This is a genomic window from Carboxylicivirga mesophila, from assembly GCF_018271975.1.
GTDB classification, from domain to species: domain Bacteria; phylum Bacteroidota; class Bacteroidia; order Bacteroidales; family Marinilabiliaceae; genus Carboxylicivirga; species Carboxylicivirga mesophila.
The window spans coordinates 253,644-272,877 of sequence record NZ_JAGUCN010000002.1 but is presented as its reverse complement, the minus strand read 5'-3'; the positions used below and the strand labels follow the sequence as shown (position 1 = coordinate 272,877).

The window sequence follows — 19,234 nt, the reverse complement described above, 5'->3', positions numbered from 1 at the left end:
TTTTTACACACTTTAACCATCATTTTATACCTTTCATCACACAGTTTTAATATCTCATCAACAAAAACGTAACTTTTCCTGTCCATACGAGTATTACTAATCAGCATCGGCAAACAGATGCTAAAAATAATTAACCCAGGTCTTTAATGGTTAAATATTATTAATAAGACAAAATGACAACGCTACTCGTAATATTATTCGCACTTCTTGGATTCGGACTATGGTTCTGGAAAAAAGGTTTGGCACTTTTGGCTGAGAAAAATGCTTCCAAAGAACTGGAGAAAATCCTGTTTCCTAAGGGCGCCTCAGAAAAAGAAGCGACACTTGTCTCATTACAAAAAATTACCAAAGACAAATACAACAACGATTTACTGTTAGATTATTTCCTTAAGATTAAAGGCTTACAAGTAATTAACATGTACGATCCGGTTAATTTCTGGACTCGTCGATTTTTGATGAGCCCTACGAAAGTTAAGCTCAACTACTTTGAACAGGTAAAATTTTACGAGAGCTTTTTAAATTATCCTCAAAGTTCAGCACGGATAATTTCAACTGCCAGTAAAGAATATATCACATCCGAATCAAATGGGGGCTTCTACAAGAAGCAACAACTGGCTTAGCCAGTTTAATAACAAAGGGAGCAAGCGGAAAACAATTGCCTCTTGCCAGGAAAGAGAAACGGGAAGCTAATGCTTCCCGTTTTGTTATATATCAAATCTGATTAAATTACTACTTCAACTCAAATGAACTTGTGCCAATATTAAATCCGTCAACAAACACATCAACCACATAAACACCTTTGAGCAATTCGCCATCTACAACTGAATAAAAGACGCATACATCAACATCTTCGCCACCATATTCAAACTCACGTTTAGCTGAAAAGTTAATGTCTTCCCCTTCATATTCAAACACATTGTCACGTGAACTTATCAGCAGCACCTCATCGGGTCGCATGATTCTTATATAGATGGTCTTCATTCCAACAGGTGCGGTAATATTTTTCTCAATAGTACAGCACATGCGAATTTTGGCAACATTTCTGATTTTTTTGGTATCGTTACCCTTGGCATTTAAGCCCATCAATTCAATGTTACGTGTTTCCAGTTGCGAGGCAATTTCCACTTTCTTATCCAGCGTTTCTTTTACCTTTTCCAGTTCCTTATAAGATTGTGCTATTTTATCGTGCTGCTTTCGGTACTGAATATTTTCCTGAACCAACTCCTCATTGCGCCGGTTTAATGAATCTATCTGAATCACAAAGTTACGCATCACCCCTCTCAAGGTAGAAAGCTCCTTTTTGTATTCCCTTATTTTACTGGCGTTGGTGGCTTTAATGGTCTTAATCTCTTCTATCAGGTGAGTAATTTTTTCCCGCTCCTGCTCCAACTGCAGATTCAGTGTATCATTATTACTGTGCAACGAATCATAATCCAAAGCCAAGGCCTGAAATTCTTCTGTCAATATCAGCTTTTCCTCTGTCATTTCTTCAACCACCGCCTGGTATTGCTGCTTATTTGAAATAAACAAATACAACAATACAGCTATCACTACCAGGGCAATACTCCCTATAATGTATATAGCCTTGTTCGACGACGGTTTCTCAATATTATTCTCCATAATCAACAGTATTCTTTAAGGTCCAGGCACAAAGTTATTATTTTTTAGGTGGTCTGCAATGAACAAACATTGTGTTAAGCATTGTCAAAAACAGGCTCTGAAATTATTATTATAGCACATGTATGCATAATCTTTATAAATTTGTGACGAATAAAAAGCATCTGTTTTGAAGAAAAAGATATTTCAGTTAACCTTACTTGTTCTGTTCACACAGCTTTTCTGGTATTGCGCCAATGTTGGTATGCCAACCGGAGGCACAAAGGATGAGATCCCACCTGTTGTAATCAGGTCAACACCCGAAGCTAATGCCCTTAATTACACAAAAAAAACGATTTATATTGAGTTCGACGAGCTGATTCAACTTAAAGACTACCGTTCAAAATTTGTTGTATCACCTCCGGTAAATAAACAGCCAATTGTAGAGGCCAGAGGTAACCGGCTGATGGTGACTTTTGAAGAAGACCTGCAACCAAACACCACTTACACATTAGATTTTGCTGATGCCATTGTGGATAACAATGAAGGTAATGTTCTGGAAAACTATTCCTTTTCTTTCGCTACAGGCGAATACATCGACTCACTGCAGGTATCTGGTAACTTGTACGATGCCGATGACTTATCACCCTCAGAGGGCGTTCTAATCTTCCTGCATAATAACCTGAACGATACAGCCATCCAAAAACTGGTACCCATCCGCATGGCTAAAACCAACAAACAAGGACGATTCAACATTAGAAATGTGAGCCCGGGCAAGTACCGCATCTATGCGCTGGATGATGCTAATCGTAATTACCTATTTGATCAGCCGGGTGAGGCCATGGCCTGGTCTGATATAGTTGTAGAACCAGGATTTGAATACCGCGAGTTTGCCGATACCATCCGCATTGATTCACTCGAAACAGATTCGATTCATTACTATGAAGAGCTGGTATATACGCCAGACAGTTTTCAGTTGTTTAAGTTTCAACACGATTATAAAAAACAATACCTGATGAGTGAGGAGCGAAAAGAAAGAGCCAAACTCACCTATTACTTTAATCGTCCGCTGGAGGAAGATGCTAAACTCGTACTCACCGGCCAAGACCAGCTGCAGGATGTTTTCATAATGGATCGCTCAGTGAAAAATGATACGGTCTCGTTCTGGTTAAGAGACAGCACTTACTACAATCAGGACTCCCTGTCGATATCGTTAAGCTACATTATGCGTGACTCGCTGGATAATCCTTACACCAAAACAGATACCATTGCCATGTACTTTTTCGAAGTAAAGGAGAAAAAGAAGAAACGCAAAAAGGATGATGAACCGGAACCAGTGCCCACCATTAAATTAAGAAATGTCAAAAACAAGCTGGATGTATTTGGGCAGTTTCACTTTTCGCTACCGGCACCAGCTGTAGCCTTCGACACAAATGCCATTAAGCTATATAATCATAAAGATACTATACCTGAGGAGGAAACATTTGAGTTTATCCACAATCAACAATCTATATTAAATTACACCATCAAAAACGACTGGGAACCGGGGGTTAAGTACGAAATGATTATTGACTCAGCAGCTATTCAAGATATTTATGGCCTGATGAATGATTCGACCAATCTGCAATTTACGGTAAAACCACTCGATAGCTATGGTAAGCTATTTGTTAATATAGTTAATCCTCAAGACAATTGGTTAGTGCAAATACTCAACCGTAAGGAGGAGATTGTTCAACAAACCTACATCAGAAATAAATCAGGTAAGATTGGTTTTCGCTATTTAAACCCGGGTGATTACATGCTTCGGATTGTGGTGGATAAAAACATGAATGGCCAGTGGGATAGCGGCAATTATTATGAGCGCATACAACCCGAAAGACTGATGTATTATCCACAGAAGATAACAGTGCGCAAAAACTGGGAGATTGATGCTGAAACGTGGGATCCGGCACTGTTTAATACCGATGAATTTTCGAAACAATTCCGCAAACCAAAGAAAAAAGAAGAATAATGTCTGTACTACTTAACTTTGCTATGTTTCCTACCGACAAAGGAGATAGCGTGAGCCAATATGTCAGCCAGATAATCAACCATATTAAGGAAAGTGGCGTCAGTTACAAGCTTAATCCTATGGGCACAACTATTGAAACCAATACCATGGAAGAAGCCCTTAAGATAGTGCAGGAAAGCTACGATATACTTGAACCAGTATCCAACAGGGTGTATTGTTCAATAAATATTGATGCTCAAAAGAACAAAGACAAACGTATTACCAGTAAAATAGCTTCCATTGAGGCAAAAATTGGTGATGTCAACAAGTAAACAGCCATGTAAAGGCACTGTTTTTGTTAGCTACCTGACTTTAATTTATTGATATGCAAAGATTAGTTTCGTTGGTTCTTTTAACGCTGATAACACTGCAGATAAAGGCGCAATGCAACGATATAAATACTGCTTTTAAAGCAGGTGAGCTTGTGAAATACCATGCCTATTACAACTGGGGTTTCATCTGGATCAATGCGGGTGAAGTTAGCTTTAGTGTAGATGCTGCCAGGGTTAACAATCAGCCTGGCTATCATCTGAAAGCACATGGAGCCACCTATAAATCCTATGATTTTCTGTTTAAAGTACGCGACACATTTGAAACAAAGGTAGACACACTTCACCTCGAACCATTTGAGTTTAAGCGGATCACCAACGAAGGAAGTTACAAGGCCAATTACCTGTACCATTTTGACCACAATAAACGCTTGATCAACGCTAGTATACAGAAAGAAAAGGCTCCTGAACGCGATACAACTTTACAATGGAAGGATTGTTCTTTCGACTTGCTCACAATGGTATACAAAGCACGAAATATTGATTACTCAAAATATAAGGTGAATGAAAAAATTCCCATCAGCATGGTGGTAGATGGAGAGATACATGATATTTACATTCGTTACCTGGGTAAAGAAACCATCAAGAACAGGGATGGCCGACGGTTCAAGTGCCTGAAATTCTCCCCACTGTTGGTTGAAGGGACTATTTTTAAGAGCGGAGAGGATATGACTGTATGGGTAACAGATGATGCCAATCGCATCCCCATCATTGTTGAAGCAAAGATACTAATAGGATCGGTGAAAGCAGTTTTTGTAGATGCCATCAATACCCGCCATCCGGTAACGGCAGAAATTACAAAATAAACCGTTTACGCCAGTCGGCAAGGGGAGCTTCCGTTACAGCACATAAGTTGGTAAACTGCTGCTTCAATTCATCAGGGGCATTATCAACCACATATGCATTTTTAAAGGCACCCAGCATATCCAGGTCATTATAATCATTGCCCACTACTGACACATTAGCTTGCTCGACACCCTCCATCTCACATACCTCCAGTATCCCATTGGCTTTTGACACCTCATTATGAAAGCACTCCATCCAGATACTAACGCCATCAATCGGTGAGGTTGCTCTTACCACCTTTACACCTGTCAGCTTTTGCTCAATGGCTTTAAACATTTCCACATCTGGCATAAAAGCGAGGGTCTGGGTATAATCCAACTGTGGTACGTTCCCGTTTATTACCTCTGCATGTGCCTGGTTAAACTCCAGGTATCGTTCAAAATCGGGATGCGGATCATCACCTTCGGGATGAAAAAACAAGTGGTTTTCCGGTATTGGATGATGCAGGGTATACTCCACATGATGCTGCTGAAAAACTGCCACCAGCTCTTTTGTTTTCTCATAACCAAGATGCTTTGTTATCAGCAACTTTTGTTCTTTCCAGCAGTAGATACCCGCACCAGATGAGAACACAAGGTAATCAATTGGGAAATCACGTTCTAAAACACTTAGAGCTGACTGCAAGGTACGCCCGGTAGCCACTACCCTCACAAAGCCTTCCTCTCCAAGTTGCTGCAATACCTCAATATCTTTGCGATGAAATGCACCCTTATGAGCCAATATTGTTCCATCCAGATCGGTCGCCAGTAGACGTTTCATAACTATTGTATTTGTTCAAGTTGAAAAGGAGTAGCCTGATATACGTAATAATTTAGCCAATTGGAATACAGCAAACTGGCATGACTGCGCCATAAGACCAAAGGTTCATTTTCGGGATTATCATCCGGGAAATAGTTATCCGGAATAGCAATATCCAAGCCTTTGGCTACATCGCGGTCGTATTCCTCTTTAAGGGTTGAGGCATCATACTCTGAATGGCCTGTTACAAATACCTGGCGCCTGTCTTTGGACATCACCATGTATACACCTGCCTTTTCCGATTTAGAAAGCAACACCAAATCAGGATGCTCCAATATATCATTTTCCTTCACCTCGGTATACCTCGAATGAGGCGCATGGTACAAATCGTTAAATCCACGCATAAGTGGTTCTTCGGGCTGTTCAACAGTATGCTTGAATATACCGAACATCTTTTTCTCAAGCGGATACTTTTTAATGCCGAAATGATGAAACAACCCGGCTTGTGCTCCCCAGCAGATATGAAACGTACTGGTAACATTCGTTTTGCTCCAATCCATTATTTCGGTCAGCTCGGGCCAATAGTTGACTTCTTCAAAATCCAGCAGTTCAACCGGTGCACCGGTAATAATCATGCCATCGTACTTATTGGAACGCACCTCATCAAACACCTTATAAAAGGCAAACAGGTGCTCTCTGGGTGTATTCTTCGAAACATGACTGGATGTCATCAGAAAATCAACCTCTACCTGTAATGGACTGTTAGACAGAGCCCTCAATAGGTGTGTTTCGGTGGCAATTTTAAGCGGCATCAGATTAAGAATCAGAATCCTTAGAGGTCTGATATCTTGATGCAGCGCTCGTGTTTCACCAATCACGAACACATTTTCATTCTCCAGCACATGACGTGCGGGCAATGCGTCAGGTATTTTAATTGGCATAATGTGGTATTAGTTGTGTGGTGGTTAATGTTTTGCTTGTTCTATCGTTTAACAATTCCAAAGAACAGAATATTCAGAATATTATCAATCTGTATCTTAAAATCATCAAAGTTATCCATTGCCTGAAACAGCGGTCCTTCCAATCCTTTCAGTGCAATAGCAATAGCGACGGCTGCCATATGTATATTTTTTACCTGGAAGCTGTTATCCTTCTGCCCCTCCTCCAACATCCTGGTTAGTAAAGCAGCTTCTTCGGCCTCTCCCTTACCTCTCAATTTGTCAAAGAAATCATAAACACCCAAAGCATCATCTTTCAGCACCTTCATATAGTTTTCAAGCATATGAATGGTTTTCATCCGGGTAATTACATACTCTTTAAACTTATCTTTAGGTGATAAATCAGAGTCCACCACCTTATTAAGCTCGGTAAAAAGTATGTCTTTCTCCTGCTCAATAACGGCCTGAAAGATTTCCTCCTTGTTCTTAAAGTAATAGTAAAGAGAACTTTTCCCCTTGCGCAGCGCATGCGCTATGTCTTCCATGGTGGTTTTCTTATACCCAAATTTGGCAAACAGCTCCCTGGCTGCTTCAATGATTGCCACGCGCATTCCATCACTGCTGGTTTCAGATGGATAAGCAACTCCTAGTGTCATCCCGTCTATGAATTTAGAATTTTATTGCAACAAAAATATAAATACTTTTTCCTATTCAAAATTGCCACCAGGCCGATTCTAAAATCAAGCCATACATCCATCTGAATACCTTATACTTATGCATTGTCGAATTATTTAGTCGAATCGGTCTCACCATCAGCTAAAGCGAAATCCAGCTGTTTCTTTTCAAGGTTAGCATTGGCTATCACAATCTTCAGTTGATCGCCCAATTGATACTTCCTGTTATATTTGCGGCCAACCAGGCAATAGTTGTCTTCGTCGAAATGGTAAAAATCATCATCCAAATCACGAATAGGAATCATGCCCTCGCATTTATTCTCAATAATCTCAACGTATAGTCCCCATTCGGTAACACCCGATATCACGCCTTCAAAAGTCTGCCCTATGTGGTCTTTCATAAACTCCACCTGCTTGTATTTAATCGAAGCTCTTTCGGCATCGGCAGCTCGTTGCTCCATATCAGAGCTGTGCTCGCACATCTCCTCATAGGTTTCTTCATTCACTGAACGGCCACCATCGAGGTAGCGTTGCAGCAGGCGATGCACCATCATATCGGGATAGCGACGGATGGGTGAAGTAAAGTGTGAGTAAAACTTAAACGACAAGCCATAATGGCCAATGTTATGGGTTGAATACACAGCCTTAGCCATGGTGCGAATAGCCAGCGTTTCAATCATGTTCTGCTCGCCCTTACCTTTCACCTCTTCGAGTAAACGGTTGAGCGAAGCACTAACGGTTTCAACACCTTTTGGCATAGCTTCGTAGCCAAAGCGCCTCACAAACGAAGCAAAATTTTCAAATTTATCAGGATTAGGTACATCGTGAATACGATACACAAAGGTTTTAGGTTTACCGCGACTGCCTTTATCCAGTTCCTTATTGCCAATTAACTGAGCTACTTTTTTATTGGCCAGCAACATAAATTCTTCAATGAGCTTATTGGCATCTTTCGATTCTTTAAAAAATACGCTTACCGGCTTCCCTTTTTCATCAATATTGAACTTTACCTCTACTCTTTCGAACCCTACAGAACCTTCACTGAATCGTTTATCACGCAGGGCTTTTGCCAGTTTATCAAGCGTCAGTATCTCGTCGGATAAGTCCCCTTTACCTGTTTCAATAATTTCCTGGGCTTCCTCATAGGTAAATCGCCTGTCGGAATAAATAACTGTTCGTCCGAACCAACTATTGATAACATTGGCCTGATCATCCATCTCAAACACGGCTGAAAAACAAAGTTTCTCTTCATGCGGACGCAGTGAACAAATAAAATTACTCAAGCGCTCTGGCAGCATAGGCACCACCCTGTCAACCAGATAAACGGAAGTTGCCCGGTCATAAGCCTCTTTTTCGAGGAGTGATTTGGGTTCCACATAATGTGTTACATCGGCAATATGTACCCCTACTTCCCAGTTACCATTATCCAGCTTTTGTAAGGATAAGGCATCATCAAAATCCTTGGCATCAACAGGGTCAATGGTAAAAGTTGTTACTTGACGAAAATCGCGACGCTTCTTAATCTCTTCCGGCGATATTTCCGCATCAATGGTTTCTGCCTCATCAATAACTTCCTGTGGATAGCGATACGGCAGATTAAACTCGGCCAGTATGGCATGCATCTCGGCCTGATTATCCCCCACATCACCAAGCACATCAATGATTTCTCCAATCGGGTTTTTAGCACGTTCGGGCCACTCAACAATTCGTGCAATGGCTTTTTGTCCGTCTTTAGCACCATTAAGCGCCTTTGGCGGGATAAAAATATCGTGGGGCATTACGCGGTCATCGACCACCAGAAAGGCCAGTCCCCTGGATATTTGCATCACTCCGACAAATGTCTCTCGCTTTCGTTTCAGTACCTCAATGATCTCACCTTCCGGCTGTCGATTACGCCGACGGGCATGCATAAACACTTTTACATGGTCGCCATGCAAAGCCTGATTCATATTATTACGGGGGATAAAAATATCGCCGCCCTCATTTTCCTCATCAGGCACCACATAGGCCGAACCGGTGGCAGTCATATCTACCACTCCAGTTAAAGTAGAGCCCCTGCTTAGTAACTTATATTTACCGGCAGCTACTTCGGTGAGGTAGCCCGACTCGAATAATTCATTTAGTATTATCTGAACCTGCTGTCGGCCCGTTTTCTTTTTCACTTCAAGCAAGCCCGACACTTGCTTGTAATTAAATGTTCGTTTGGGATTATTGAAAAATAATCCTTGTATCAATTGTCTTAATTCCGTCTTTCTGGATGACTTCTTTTTCTTCTTTCCCATTATTAAATATTTAAGGTTAAGGGAGTAACTTTTGAAACGACAGGATGTTTCATTGATGAAGGGAATCTATTATTCACCTGTCTGTATAGTAACCAAAGGTATAAAATAATTCCGTTACCAAATCTTTTTAGGTTTATGATAACCTTTTAGTGATTTTTGAGTATAAAAAGGTCTATTGCAAATAAACATTTAACTACTACTAGACACCCAAAATAAAATGCGACACGCTTTTATAATCATATGCCTGATAATAAGCAGCTCAGCACTAGCTCAAAGCTATGAGCTTTATAAGGGCGACACCATCAATTACACTGATCTACAAAAACGCAAGCAGGGTTTGTGGATTAAATTTAATAATACGGGCGACAAGCTACTGGAACAAGGCCATTACAAGGCTGACAAAAAAGATGGCTTGTGGGTTACGTATTTTCCTGATGGCAATATTAAGCACAAAATCACTTATAAGAATGGGAAAGCCATTGGACTGGCTCAGTTTTATTACGATAATGGTTTAATCTCAGAAGAAGGCATTTGGCACATTGACCACTGGCAGGGCAACTATAAGTTTTATAATAAAAACGGACGATTAGCTTATGACTGGCAATACGACGATAATGGCCAGCGAACGGGTACTCAAAAATACTACCACGAAAACGGCACCCTAAAATACACTGGCGAGTGGACAAATGGCAAAGCTACCGGCACATTAAAAATCTACAACGAAGAAGGATTATTGGTGACAGAGCGCGTGTATAATGATGGAGAATTCCTGGAAAACGTTGCCATAACAGAAACCATCACCACCGACGAAGTAGCTCCCCGGCAAACCCTGGCTCAGGCCAAGGACCATGGCACTTTTAAAGGAACTGGTAATCACACCGTCTACAACCTGCAGGGCTTGGTTGAAAAACAGGGATTCTTTGTCAATGGTAAAGTATTTACTGGCAAACATTTCTTCTATAATAACGATAAGCAGATAATAAAGGTAGTACACTACCAAAATGGCAATGTGGTGCAAACCGAAGAATATTAAAAGGTATTAACTAATAGCATTCAGCACCTCTTTCTCTCAGATTTTTGTAATTTAGCGGCTTGTTTAAACAATACGATTAGGTTTCAGCAAGCATGGAGAATACATTATACCTTTACAATACCCTTTCGCGTAAGAAAGAAGAGTTTCAGCCTATCAATCCCAAGCACGTTGGATTATACGTTTGCGGGCCAACGGTATATGGCGATCCGCATTTAGGTCACACACGTCCGGCCATCACTTTTGATATTTTATTTCGTTACCTGAAGCACAGCGGTTACAAAGTGCGCTATGTGCGTAACATTACCGACGTGGGTCACCTCGAAAACGATGCTGATGCCGGTGAAGATAAGATTGCCAAGAAGGCACGCCTGGAGGAACTGGAACCCATGGAAGTGGTGCAGTACTATACCGATCGTTACCACTACTATATGGACCTGCTGAACGTGCAGAAGCCCAGCATTGAGCCGCGCGCATCGGGTCATATCATTGAGCAGCTGCAAATAGTTGAAGACATTTTAAGCAAAGGTCTGGCCTACGAGAGTAATGGGTCGGTGTATTTCGATGTAGAAAAATACAACAAAGACAATCATTACGGAGCGTTATCGGGTCGTAACATTGAAGACTTGCTAAGTACTACCCGCGAACTGGACGGGCAAACCGAAAAGCGCAACAGCTTTGATTTTGCTTTATGGAAGAAAGCGGCTCCTGAGCACATTATGCGTTGGCCATCTCGATTCAGCGATGGATTCCCGGGCTGGCACCTGGAGTGTTCGGCTATGAGTGCCAGGTACCTGGGGACAGAGTTTGACATACACGGTGGCGGCATGGACCTGCTGTTTCCGCACCACGAGTGTGAAATTGCACAGAGCACTGTAGCCAATGGTCACACACCGGCCCGTTACTGGATGCACAACAACATGATTACCATCGATGGCCAGAAAATGGGCAAATCACTGGGTAACTTCATCACCTTGGAACAAATGTTCTCAGGGGAACACGATAAGCTGGCCCAGGCCTACAGCCCAATGACCGTTCGCTTCTTTATTATGCAGGCGCATTACCGCAGTACTCTTGACTTTTCAAACGAGGCATTGCAGGCATCTCAAAAAGGCATGGAACGTTTACTGGAGGCTACGGCCAATCTGGAAAAACTGCAGGCGTCTGACAGTTCTTCATTCAGCGTTGCAGAACTGAAGGAAAAGTGCTATGCAGCGCTTAACGATGACCTTAACACACCAATTCTGATTGCTCACCTGTTTGATGCGGTAAAAAGCATTAACAGCATGCTGGCCGGTAAAGCTTCGCTGACTACTGAAGATTTGCTAACGTTGAAGCAACTGATGCACGATATGGTGATTGACATCTTAGGCCTGTCAGTTAACACCTCAGGTTCGTCGGAAGGTAATGATGAGTTATTATCCGAAACCATTAACTTACTGCTTAACTTACGGATAGATGCCAAGACCAATAAGGACTGGGGCACTGCCGATAAGATTCGCAATGAATTGCAGGCTTTAGGCGTTGAGATTAAAGACACTAAGGACGGCTTTGAATGGAGCATAAAATAATACGATGCAGATGATATTAAAACATACAACAGCAGGTTTGGCACTGGTTGCCAGCCTGCTTTTTTTTAGCTGTAACTCAAAGAAATCGGATAACACATCAACCATTTCTACCAACAAAGCAACTCAAATAACAACGCCTGTTTTTAGTGGCGATTCGGCATACAACTATGTGGCCCGGCAAGTGGCTTTTGGCCCTCGTGTACCCAATACACCTGAGCATGAAGCTTGCGCCAACTACCTGGCAGGCGAACTGAAGCGCTTTGGTGCCGATGTAATTGTTCAGGAAGCTGATGTGGTGGCTTTTGACAACACCGTGCTGAAAGCCAAAAACATTATCGGACAGTTCAATCCTGAAAAAAACAACCGCATCCTTTTATTTGCTCATTGGGACACACGCCCTTTTGCTGACTATGACAAGGATGCATCGAAACACAACACGCCTATTGATGGTGCCAACGACGGGGGCAGTGGCGTTGGAGTATTATTGGAAATTGCCCGTCAGATTGGCCAGGCAGGCCACCACCTTGGCATCGACATCATCTTTTTTGATGCTGAGGATTATGGCCAACCCAATCATCTTGATTTACAATACAAGGAAGACACCTGGTGCCTGGGTTCGCAATACTGGGGAAAAAACCCGCATAAGCCCAATTATACAGCTCGATACGGCATATTGCTCGACATGGTAGGTGCTAAAAACGCGCTTTTCTACAAGGAACTCTATTCACTGGAATTTGCGCCTGAGCTGGTTGACAGAGTATGGAACACAGCTTCTGACCTGGGCTACGGACAGTATTTTGCCTACGACCAAGGCGGCATGATAACAGATGACCATGTATACGTCTATCAATTGACGAATATCCCATGCATCGACATCATCCAGCACGACCCATCGTCGCCAACCAGCTTCGGTAGCTTCTGGCATACGCATGAGGATAATATGGACAACATTGATAAAAACACGCTGAAAGCAGTTGGGCAAACTGTGCTTGAGGTGGTTTATAGTGAGAAGTAGATTGAATGTAATATTTAACCGCTGAGTTTAAGAAGTAAAAGGAGAAAGCTAACAAATGATTACTTTGTATTTTTGATGAAAATGACGATTACTTAACCATGGCCAATCCAAATGACATAACACGAAGTATAATTGAATGCGCATTAAAAGTCCATTCTGCACTAGGTCCAGGCATGCTAGAATCGGCCTATCAGGAATGCTTGTATTACGAACTGAAGAAGCAAGGCCACAAGGTTGAGAAAGAAAAAGAACTGCCATTGATTTATGATGAAGTCAAAATGGAATGTGGATATCGCATTGATTTATTAGTTGATAATACAATAATTGTGGAGCTTAAAGCTGTTAATGAGATAAACAACTTACATATTGCTCAGATATTATCTTATCTCAAGATGTCCAATAAACAAATTGGACTGATACTTAACTTCAATGTTACTATGCTGCGTGATGGCATAAAGCGGATTGTGAATAATTACCATAAAAACTGATTAACAAAACCATTAGAAAAACAAGAAGTTTGAGCATTTTATTCTCTGCGACCTTTGTGCACTCTGCGGTAAATGATTTGAAGCAATTCACTAATTTGTTAAAATAAATAACCGCAGTGTTTAAAGAGCAAAAGGAGAAAAGACACACACTTGTATATAAGCAAAACAAAAGATGGAGATTTTTATTCTCTGCAATCTTTGCGTTCTCCGCGGTAAATAATGTATTGCCAATATTAATTAACTGCTGAGACTAAAGAGTAAATGAAGAAAATAAACACACTTTAAATCAACTTGTAACAAACAATAAAAAAAGATGGAGATCTTTACTTCTTTTTTCTCTGTGACCACTGCGTGCTCTGCGGTAAATAATTTGAAGCAATACATTTATTTGCTAAAACAAATAACCGCAGTGTTTAAAGAGAAATCAAAAAACACATATAAACACTATAACTTTATTCATTAAAAGAAGACGAAGCTTTTTACTATTCTTTCTTTGAGACCTTTGCGTACTCTGCGCTAAAAACACCTAAAATATCCTCACTTCCATCTAATGACCACTGACTAATAATAATTCCATGGCAAATTTACTTTCCTACCTACATAAAGACCTGATAGAAGCCGGTTGTGACGAAGCCGGGCGCGGTTGCCTGGCTGGGCCGGTGGTGGCGGCAGCAGTCATTCTACCTCCCGACTTTAAACACGAGCTGCTAAACGACTCTAAGCAACTGACCGAGAAACAACGTCAGAAGCTGCGCCCCATTATTGAGCAGGAAGCTTTGGCATGGGCCGTTTCCTTTGTCGATCACCAGGAAATAGACGAGATAAACATTCTGAAAGCCTCATATGTGGCCATGCATCGCAGCGTTGATCAGCTTAAGACCAAGCCACAACATCTGCTGATTGATGGTAACCGCTTCATCCCCTACAAAGGCATCGACCACACCTGCATTGTTAAAGGCGATGGCAAATACCTGTCGATTGCGGCCGCCAGTGTGCTGGCAAAAACGCACCGCGACGAGTATATGGAGGCCATGCACGAGCAGCACCCACACTACGCCTGGAACAAAAACAAAGGCTATCCCACTAAAGCTCACCGGGCAGCCATTAAAGAACATGGCATATCCCCCATTCACCGGCGTACCTTTCGCCTACTGGACGAACAGATGAGTTTGTTTTAATACTGCTTACAGGTTTTCGGCAGCCCTCCAGGCTTCTGTTACATGCCTATAGCACTGCCTGGATAAAGAGCTTGCTGTAAGGCTGAAATCCATTATCCTTAGAAGCTATTCACAACTGTATTCAAGAAGATTTCCAAGTTAGTTTTTCATTTTAAGTATATACTTAAATACATTTTACCATATACTTAAACAAAGGTTTAGTATAGGGTAAAATATAAAAACACTTGCATATTAAACCGTGACCTGAGCTTACAAAGGGCATCTACTAAACCTTAAACATTCATTACCACGCTTGTGTAAACGCAAAAAGCCGGCTCATGGCCGGCTCTATTGTACTTTTATAGTATCTCTCAAAGACAAGATGCGGAAAATATCACCGATTCTCTTCACCAACTTCCATGAGAGTCTCTGCCGCACTACTCCATATACCAGCTCCATTACTGACGTTACTATGTATTTGCACTGGTTCCGCAAACGGGTCTTCATCGTAATAGATATGCGATTGCACAGAGCTATAGTACAAGAATAAATCTTCATTGAGGTGCTGTAGTATAATACGCATTGGTCGGGCTCCATATGCGTAGTACGAGATACCTACACGCAGCTGATAGGTTTCCCCATCGAACAATGCATCGTCAAATACCATGTAGTTATTATCAGGATAGTCGCTAAAATCACTCTCATCACCACTTACCTTATTAAAATTAAGTACAGGATCAGACGAATTGATAAATGCCTTTACATATCCTTCTTGAATTACATTACCATCATAATCATAAATGACATCATCTACATAAGCCAGCAATCGATAGTAATCATCGCCAGGCAGATCGGTTATAGCGAGTGTAACATCGTACATATAGGTATTTTCATTGTAAGCAGCCGATTGAATAATTGCATCTGCCCTGGTTGGAACTTTGGTTTGACCACTGATGGTTTCATAGCTTTCATGGCTAATATTAAATGAATAGTTTTGCCCCTCCACTGCTTTCAATGAAGCAGATCGGTAGTACCCATCCGGCGAATAAGGCAATACCTCCACCAACTCTTTATCCTGATACACTTCAACAGTTGCGTCTCCAATTACCTTTATCGTCTCATCATCGAAGATGGTATTGCTGCGGGTTACCCGGCAACTGAGCAGCGAGTCGGGCAATAACACCGAATTAACCACCATAAAATTTTCAAGCTCTTTGCCCTTGTAGGCTATTTCCTTTTCGCAACTGCTCATCAAAAAGGCAGTCGCCAGTAATATATATATCGCTCTCATACTATTAGAATTTATAGGAATAGGTGATTGATGGAAGTATTGGGAATAAGGACACCTGCTTCAGCACCTTTTTGCCACCATCGTTATGCCCGGTATAAATAAAGAAAGGATTTTTGCGGTTATACACATTGTATACACTGATATTCCAGGTGCGCACACCACGCTTCTTCTGCTTATGGAAATTAATCCCCACATCCATACGGTGATAATTGGGCATGCGATAGTTGTTACGGTGCTCGTAGTATTTAACCGTTGGATTATAATCACTGCCTCCATCAATGCGTTCAATCTCGTAGGTGGGTAAGGTTATGGCATTACCAGTGCCAAATACCCAGGTGGTACCAATGTCTATCTTATCATTTATTTTATGACTAAGGACAATACTGGCATCGTGCCGGCGATCATAGCGTGCCGGAAACCACTCGCCAAAGTTCAGGTTATCAAACTGACGTTCCGTTTTTGACCACGTATAACCAATCCATCCGGTAGTGTTTCCAACATCCTTCTTCAGCATCAGTTCAACACCATAGGCCTTACCCTGCCCAATCTCTACCTGCTCTTCCCATCCGCGCGATGAGCCAATAAATGACGCACCCTCTTTGTACTCAATCAGGTTATCCATCTCTTTATAGAATCCTTCGAGCGAAACATCAATATTTTTCAGGCCACCGTAAACAGCACCAATTGCATATTGATGCGATACCTGAGGCTTCACACGTTTGGTAACAGGCAACCACAGATCGGTTGGCAGGCCAATGGTTGAGTTGCTTAGCAAGTGCAGGTATTGCTGCATTTTGGAGTAGGCCGCTTTAAGTGTTATCTGATCAGATGCCAGGTAACGTAAGCTGGCGCGGGGCTCAAGCGATGTGTACCAGGTATCTTCCACATTAAATGCCGAAGCATGCAGCCCAAGGTTGGCCTTTAAGCGTCCGGTAAGTTCAAAATCATCTTCGATATACACATTCATTTCATGTCCGTAGGTATTGTTGTTACCAATGGTACGGTGCTCAATATCGCTCCCCTCACTATTATCCTTTATAACCTCAATACCTGGCTTAAAGGTATGGTAGATATAGGCCGACCCAAACTTTATCTGGTGGCGTGGCGCAGGGTACCAGTCAAACTCTATTTTAGCACTCCAGTCCTCAATACCCGATCTATACTCATAAAAGGTATCCTGCTCTTTGATGCCATTCTCATAGCTTTTAGAATGGTCGCTCACGTTAAAACGATAATCACTGAAGGTTAGAGTGGTATTGGCAAACAACTTATTATTAAAAATATAGTTCCAGCGCAAGGCTGTGGTAATATTTCCCCAAAACAGCTTACTGTCGTACTCACTTTTGGAGCTGCTACCCTCGTAACTGTAGCTATCGTCATATTTGTTGTAGGCCTTATCACGCCCGGCATAGGCGCTTAGGTACACACGGCTCTTATCCGAAAATTTATGATTCACCTTCACATTGGTGTCATAAAAGAAATAGCCATTTGTCTCCTCCTGATTCATAAAAGGACGGGCTATCAGGTCGATATAGGTTCGACGTGCTGACACATGAAAGGCAGTACGGTCTTTTACAATAGGCCCTTCGGCAAAAAAACGGGATGAAATAAGCCCGATTTGTGCTCCGCCATGAAATTCTTTTTCATTCCCTTCTTTCATGCGAATATCGACTACCGACGACAAACGCCCACCAAAACGAGCTGGAAAACCACCCTTGTAGAGTGATACATTCTTTACCGCATCGGTGTTAAACACCGAAAAGAATCCAAAGAGGTGGCTGGCATTATAAACCGGCACACCATCAAGCAACATCAGGTTTTGGTCAGGTCCACCACCGCGTACATATAATCCGCTTGATGCTTCACTGCCCGACTGCACACCCGGCATCAACTGGAGGGTTTTCATCACATCAGCCTCCCCCATAAATGCAGGCAGGCGCTCAATGGCCTCCATACTGAGGGTCTCCTTACTCATCTGCGAATCGGTTTGTTTATGGGTAACGGCTCCACCTACAACAGTCACTTCCTCAATAGCCTCAGCATAATCGAGGTTGACATTTAACTGCATATCCGAAGTGAGATTAACCGTTTTGGTGATGGCTTTAAAACCAACGTAGGAATAAATAATGGTATACTGCCCTGCCGGAAGAGTTAAACTGTAGAAGCCATAGACATTACTGACGGTTCCCCGAAGCTGTTCGGCCTCGTATACATTGGCATTTATCAGTTTTTCTCCACTACCTGCATCGGTAATATAGCCGCTGAGTGTGTACTGTTTTGATTGAGCCTGCCCAATAAAACAGCATAGCAGCACCATAGCTGCTAAAAAAAGCTTTCTCATAAGTATAAGTTAGTGTTACGCCTTATTGACAAGCCAACACAACTTTACCCGTATGTCATTAAGCTTTTTTAACAACCAGCGGCGAGTAATAAAAAAAGCCGGCACATGGCCGGCTTTATACTTATATGCAGTTGATAAAAATTACTTCTTACCACCACCAATCTCGAAACCAACTTTGAATGACAAGTAGTTACGAGATGGCAACACGTCATCAATACCTGTTATGATATTATACTCCAAGCCTAAACGGAAATGACCTAGAAGAAGACCAGCGCGCGGTGCAAAACCAAATTTAGTTCCAAACTCAGGCATAACTTCATCCACCATTAAGTCACCAGCATCAACAGTAACTCCACCAATAGACATTTGTGTATTTGAGGCGGTTACACTACCCATTGCGTAAATACCTGCGCCTAAACCTACAAATGGGCGAACTTTTGAGTCCCCAAAATAATAATCACCTGTAAGTTGATAAGTACCTAATGCAGAAATATCAACATCATACTCATCTGCAGCACCCATAATAGCCCATTCCATTTTTAAACCTAATGCAAGGTTATCTGTCATGTTGTACTTTGGCTCAATGTAGAAACCAAGACCTGATGCCATTTCCTCTGCCCCTGGAATAGCATACAGCGTACCTACATCTACTTTAAAGGCTTTGTAGTTTTCGCTCTGAGCGTTTGCTGAAGCAATACCTGCTACAAGTACTGCTACTAATAATAAAACTTTTTTCATGTTCGAATGTGTGTTAGTTATTAAATAACGAGCGGCTAAATTACATAATTTACTATACCCACATACATCTTTTATCAATGTTTTTCATCCATTCATCAACTCATACAGCCCTTTCATCAACTACAGCTTGACTTTTACACACTAACCGTT

17 protein-coding genes are annotated in these 19,234 nt (G+C 41.8%); 9 read left to right on the top strand and 8 right to left on the bottom strand.

What is annotated here, in order from left to right:
• Positions 1-173: 173 nt before the first annotated feature.
• A complete protein-coding gene (locus KEM09_RS03090) occupies positions 174-620 on the top strand; it encodes a hypothetical protein (RefSeq protein ID WP_212188261.1) in 447 nt (148 codons plus the stop codon).
• A 109-nt stretch (positions 621-729) separates the two neighbouring features.
• On the opposite strand, the gene KEM09_RS03085 is transcribed toward KEM09_RS03090, so the two are convergent.
• Positions 730-1,620 carry a hypothetical protein gene (locus KEM09_RS03085; protein ID WP_212225354.1) on the bottom strand — a complete coding sequence of 297 codons (891 nt, stop codon included), beginning with the start codon at positions 1,618-1,620 and terminating at the stop codon, positions 730-732.
• A gap of 166 nt (positions 1,621-1,786) precedes the next feature.
• Between KEM09_RS03085 and KEM09_RS03080 the strand changes: the two genes are divergently transcribed.
• From KEM09_RS03080 to KEM09_RS03070, 3 genes are read left to right on the top strand one after another with little or no spacing between them, the layout of a single operon-like run.
• Positions 1,787-3,607: an Ig-like domain-containing protein gene (locus KEM09_RS03080; protein WP_212225351.1), complete on the top strand. Its 1,821-nt coding sequence runs from the start codon at positions 1,787-1,789 to the stop codon at positions 3,605-3,607.
• Complete coding sequence (locus KEM09_RS03075; protein WP_212225349.1) at positions 3,607-3,918, top strand: MTH1187 family thiamine-binding protein; 312 nt, start codon at positions 3,607-3,609, stop codon at positions 3,916-3,918. The genes KEM09_RS03080 and KEM09_RS03075 overlap by 1 nt, the downstream gene beginning before the upstream one ends.
• Before the next feature lie 53 nt (positions 3,919-3,971).
• A complete protein-coding gene (locus tag KEM09_RS03070; protein WP_212225347.1) occupies positions 3,972-4,781 on the top strand; it encodes a DUF3108 domain-containing protein in 810 nt (269 codons plus the stop codon).
• On the opposite strand, the gene KEM09_RS03065 is transcribed toward KEM09_RS03070, so the two are convergent.
• The 4 genes from KEM09_RS03065 to rnr form a co-directional block, all read right to left on the bottom strand.
• On the bottom strand, positions 4,771-5,580 hold the full coding sequence (locus KEM09_RS03065) for an HAD family hydrolase (protein ID WP_212225345.1): 810 nt from the start codon (positions 5,578-5,580) through the stop codon (positions 4,771-4,773). The two genes, KEM09_RS03070 and KEM09_RS03065, sit on opposite strands and share 11 nt — an antisense overlap.
• 2 nt (positions 5,581-5,582) lie before the next feature.
• Positions 5,583-6,500 carry a homoserine O-acetyltransferase MetA gene (metA, locus tag KEM09_RS03060; RefSeq protein ID WP_212225343.1) on the bottom strand — a complete coding sequence of 306 codons (918 nt, stop codon included), beginning with the start codon at positions 6,498-6,500 and terminating at the stop codon, positions 5,583-5,585.
• A gap of 41 nt (positions 6,501-6,541) precedes the next feature.
• Positions 6,542-7,153, bottom strand: a complete 612-nt coding sequence (locus KEM09_RS03055) for a TetR/AcrR family transcriptional regulator (protein ID WP_244824789.1) — start codon at positions 7,151-7,153, stop codon at positions 6,542-6,544.
• Between the two features lie 131 nt (positions 7,154-7,284).
• A complete protein-coding gene (rnr, locus tag KEM09_RS03050) occupies positions 7,285-9,453 on the bottom strand; it encodes a ribonuclease R (protein ID WP_212225341.1) in 2,169 nt (722 codons plus the stop codon).
• Between the two features lie 217 nt (positions 9,454-9,670).
• On the opposite strand from rnr, the gene KEM09_RS03045 reads away from it, so the two are divergent.
• The 5 genes from KEM09_RS03045 to KEM09_RS03025 all read left to right on the top strand — a co-directional run bounded on the left by KEM09_RS03045 (position 9,671) and on the right by KEM09_RS03025 (position 14,735).
• Positions 9,671-10,486: a toxin-antitoxin system YwqK family antitoxin gene (locus tag KEM09_RS03045; protein ID WP_212225332.1), complete on the top strand. Its 816-nt coding sequence runs from the start codon at positions 9,671-9,673 to the stop codon at positions 10,484-10,486.
• A 92-nt stretch (positions 10,487-10,578) separates the two neighbouring features.
• Positions 10,579-12,054: a cysteine--tRNA ligase gene (gene cysS, locus KEM09_RS03040; RefSeq protein WP_212225330.1), complete on the top strand. Its 1,476-nt coding sequence runs from the start codon at positions 10,579-10,581 to the stop codon at positions 12,052-12,054.
• A gap of 10 nt (positions 12,055-12,064) precedes the next feature.
• Positions 12,065-13,069, top strand: a complete 1,005-nt coding sequence (locus KEM09_RS03035; RefSeq protein WP_244824787.1) for a M28 family peptidase — start codon at positions 12,065-12,067, stop codon at positions 13,067-13,069.
• A gap of 98 nt (positions 13,070-13,167) precedes the next feature.
• On the top strand, positions 13,168-13,557 hold the full coding sequence (locus tag KEM09_RS03030) for a GxxExxY protein (RefSeq protein ID WP_212225320.1): 390 nt from the start codon (positions 13,168-13,170) through the stop codon (positions 13,555-13,557).
• A 575-nt stretch (positions 13,558-14,132) separates the two neighbouring features.
• Entirely contained in the window at positions 14,133-14,735 is a 603-nt protein-coding gene (locus KEM09_RS03025; RefSeq protein ID WP_212188272.1) for a ribonuclease HII, read from the top strand.
• A 373-nt stretch (positions 14,736-15,108) separates the two neighbouring features.
• Here KEM09_RS03025 and KEM09_RS03020 read toward each other — a convergent pair whose 3' ends face one another.
• The 3 genes from KEM09_RS03020 to KEM09_RS03010 all read right to left on the bottom strand — a co-directional run bounded on the left by KEM09_RS03020 (position 15,109) and on the right by KEM09_RS03010 (position 19,084).
• Entirely contained in the window at positions 15,109-16,005 is an 897-nt protein-coding gene (locus KEM09_RS03020; RefSeq protein WP_212225318.1) for a DUF4249 domain-containing protein, read from the bottom strand.
• 4 nt (positions 16,006-16,009) lie between these two features.
• Positions 16,010-18,346: a TonB-dependent receptor gene (locus tag KEM09_RS03015; protein ID WP_212225316.1), complete on the bottom strand. Its 2,337-nt coding sequence runs from the start codon at positions 18,344-18,346 to the stop codon at positions 16,010-16,012.
• Between the two features lie 141 nt (positions 18,347-18,487).
• Positions 18,488-19,084 carry an outer membrane beta-barrel protein gene (locus KEM09_RS03010; protein WP_212225314.1) on the bottom strand — a complete coding sequence of 199 codons (597 nt, stop codon included), beginning with the start codon at positions 19,082-19,084 and terminating at the stop codon, positions 18,488-18,490.
• Positions 19,085-19,234 lie beyond the last annotated feature (150 nt).

Bases quoted from the DNA above. Each gene is read 5' to 3' on its own strand.
- KEM09_RS03010 (WP_212225314.1), bottom strand. From the start codon at position 19,084: ATGAAAAAAGTTTTATTATTAGTAGCAGTACTTGTAGCAGGTATTGCT.
- KEM09_RS03035 (WP_244824787.1), top strand. From the start codon at position 12,065: ATGATATTAAAACATACAACAGCAGGTTTGGCACTGGTTGCCAGCCTG.
- KEM09_RS03045 (WP_212225332.1), top strand. From the start codon at position 9,671: ATGCGACACGCTTTTATAATCATATGCCTGATAATAAGCAGCTCAGCA.
- KEM09_RS03020 (WP_212225318.1), bottom strand. From the start codon at position 16,005: ATGAGAGCGATATATATATTACTGGCGACTGCCTTTTTGATGAGCAGT.
- KEM09_RS03075 (WP_212225349.1), top strand. From the start codon at position 3,607: ATGTCTGTACTACTTAACTTTGCTATGTTTCCTACCGACAAAGGAGAT.
- KEM09_RS03015 (WP_212225316.1), bottom strand. From the start codon at position 18,346: ATGAGAAAGCTTTTTTTAGCAGCTATGGTGCTGCTATGCTGTTTTATT.
- KEM09_RS03055 (WP_244824789.1), bottom strand. From the start codon at position 7,153: ATGACACTAGGAGTTGCTTATCCATCTGAAACCAGCAGTGATGGAATG.
- cysS (WP_212225330.1), top strand. From the start codon at position 10,579: ATGGAGAATACATTATACCTTTACAATACCCTTTCGCGTAAGAAAGAA.
- metA (WP_212225343.1), bottom strand. From the start codon at position 6,500: ATGCCAATTAAAATACCTGACGCATTGCCCGCACGTCATGTGCTGGAG.
- KEM09_RS03030 (WP_212225320.1), top strand. From the start codon at position 13,168: ATGGCCAATCCAAATGACATAACACGAAGTATAATTGAATGCGCATTA.
- KEM09_RS03025 (WP_212188272.1), top strand. From the start codon at position 14,133: ATGGCAAATTTACTTTCCTACCTACATAAAGACCTGATAGAAGCCGGT.
- KEM09_RS03070 (WP_212225347.1), top strand. From the start codon at position 3,972: ATGCAAAGATTAGTTTCGTTGGTTCTTTTAACGCTGATAACACTGCAG.
- KEM09_RS03065 (WP_212225345.1), bottom strand. From the start codon at position 5,580: ATGAAACGTCTACTGGCGACCGATCTGGATGGAACAATATTGGCTCAT.
- rnr (WP_212225341.1), bottom strand. From the start codon at position 9,453: ATGGGAAAGAAGAAAAAGAAGTCATCCAGAAAGACGGAATTAAGACAA.
- KEM09_RS03085 (WP_212225354.1), bottom strand. From the start codon at position 1,620: ATGGAGAATAATATTGAGAAACCGTCGTCGAACAAGGCTATATACATT.
- KEM09_RS03090 (WP_212188261.1), top strand. From the start codon at position 174: ATGACAACGCTACTCGTAATATTATTCGCACTTCTTGGATTCGGACTA.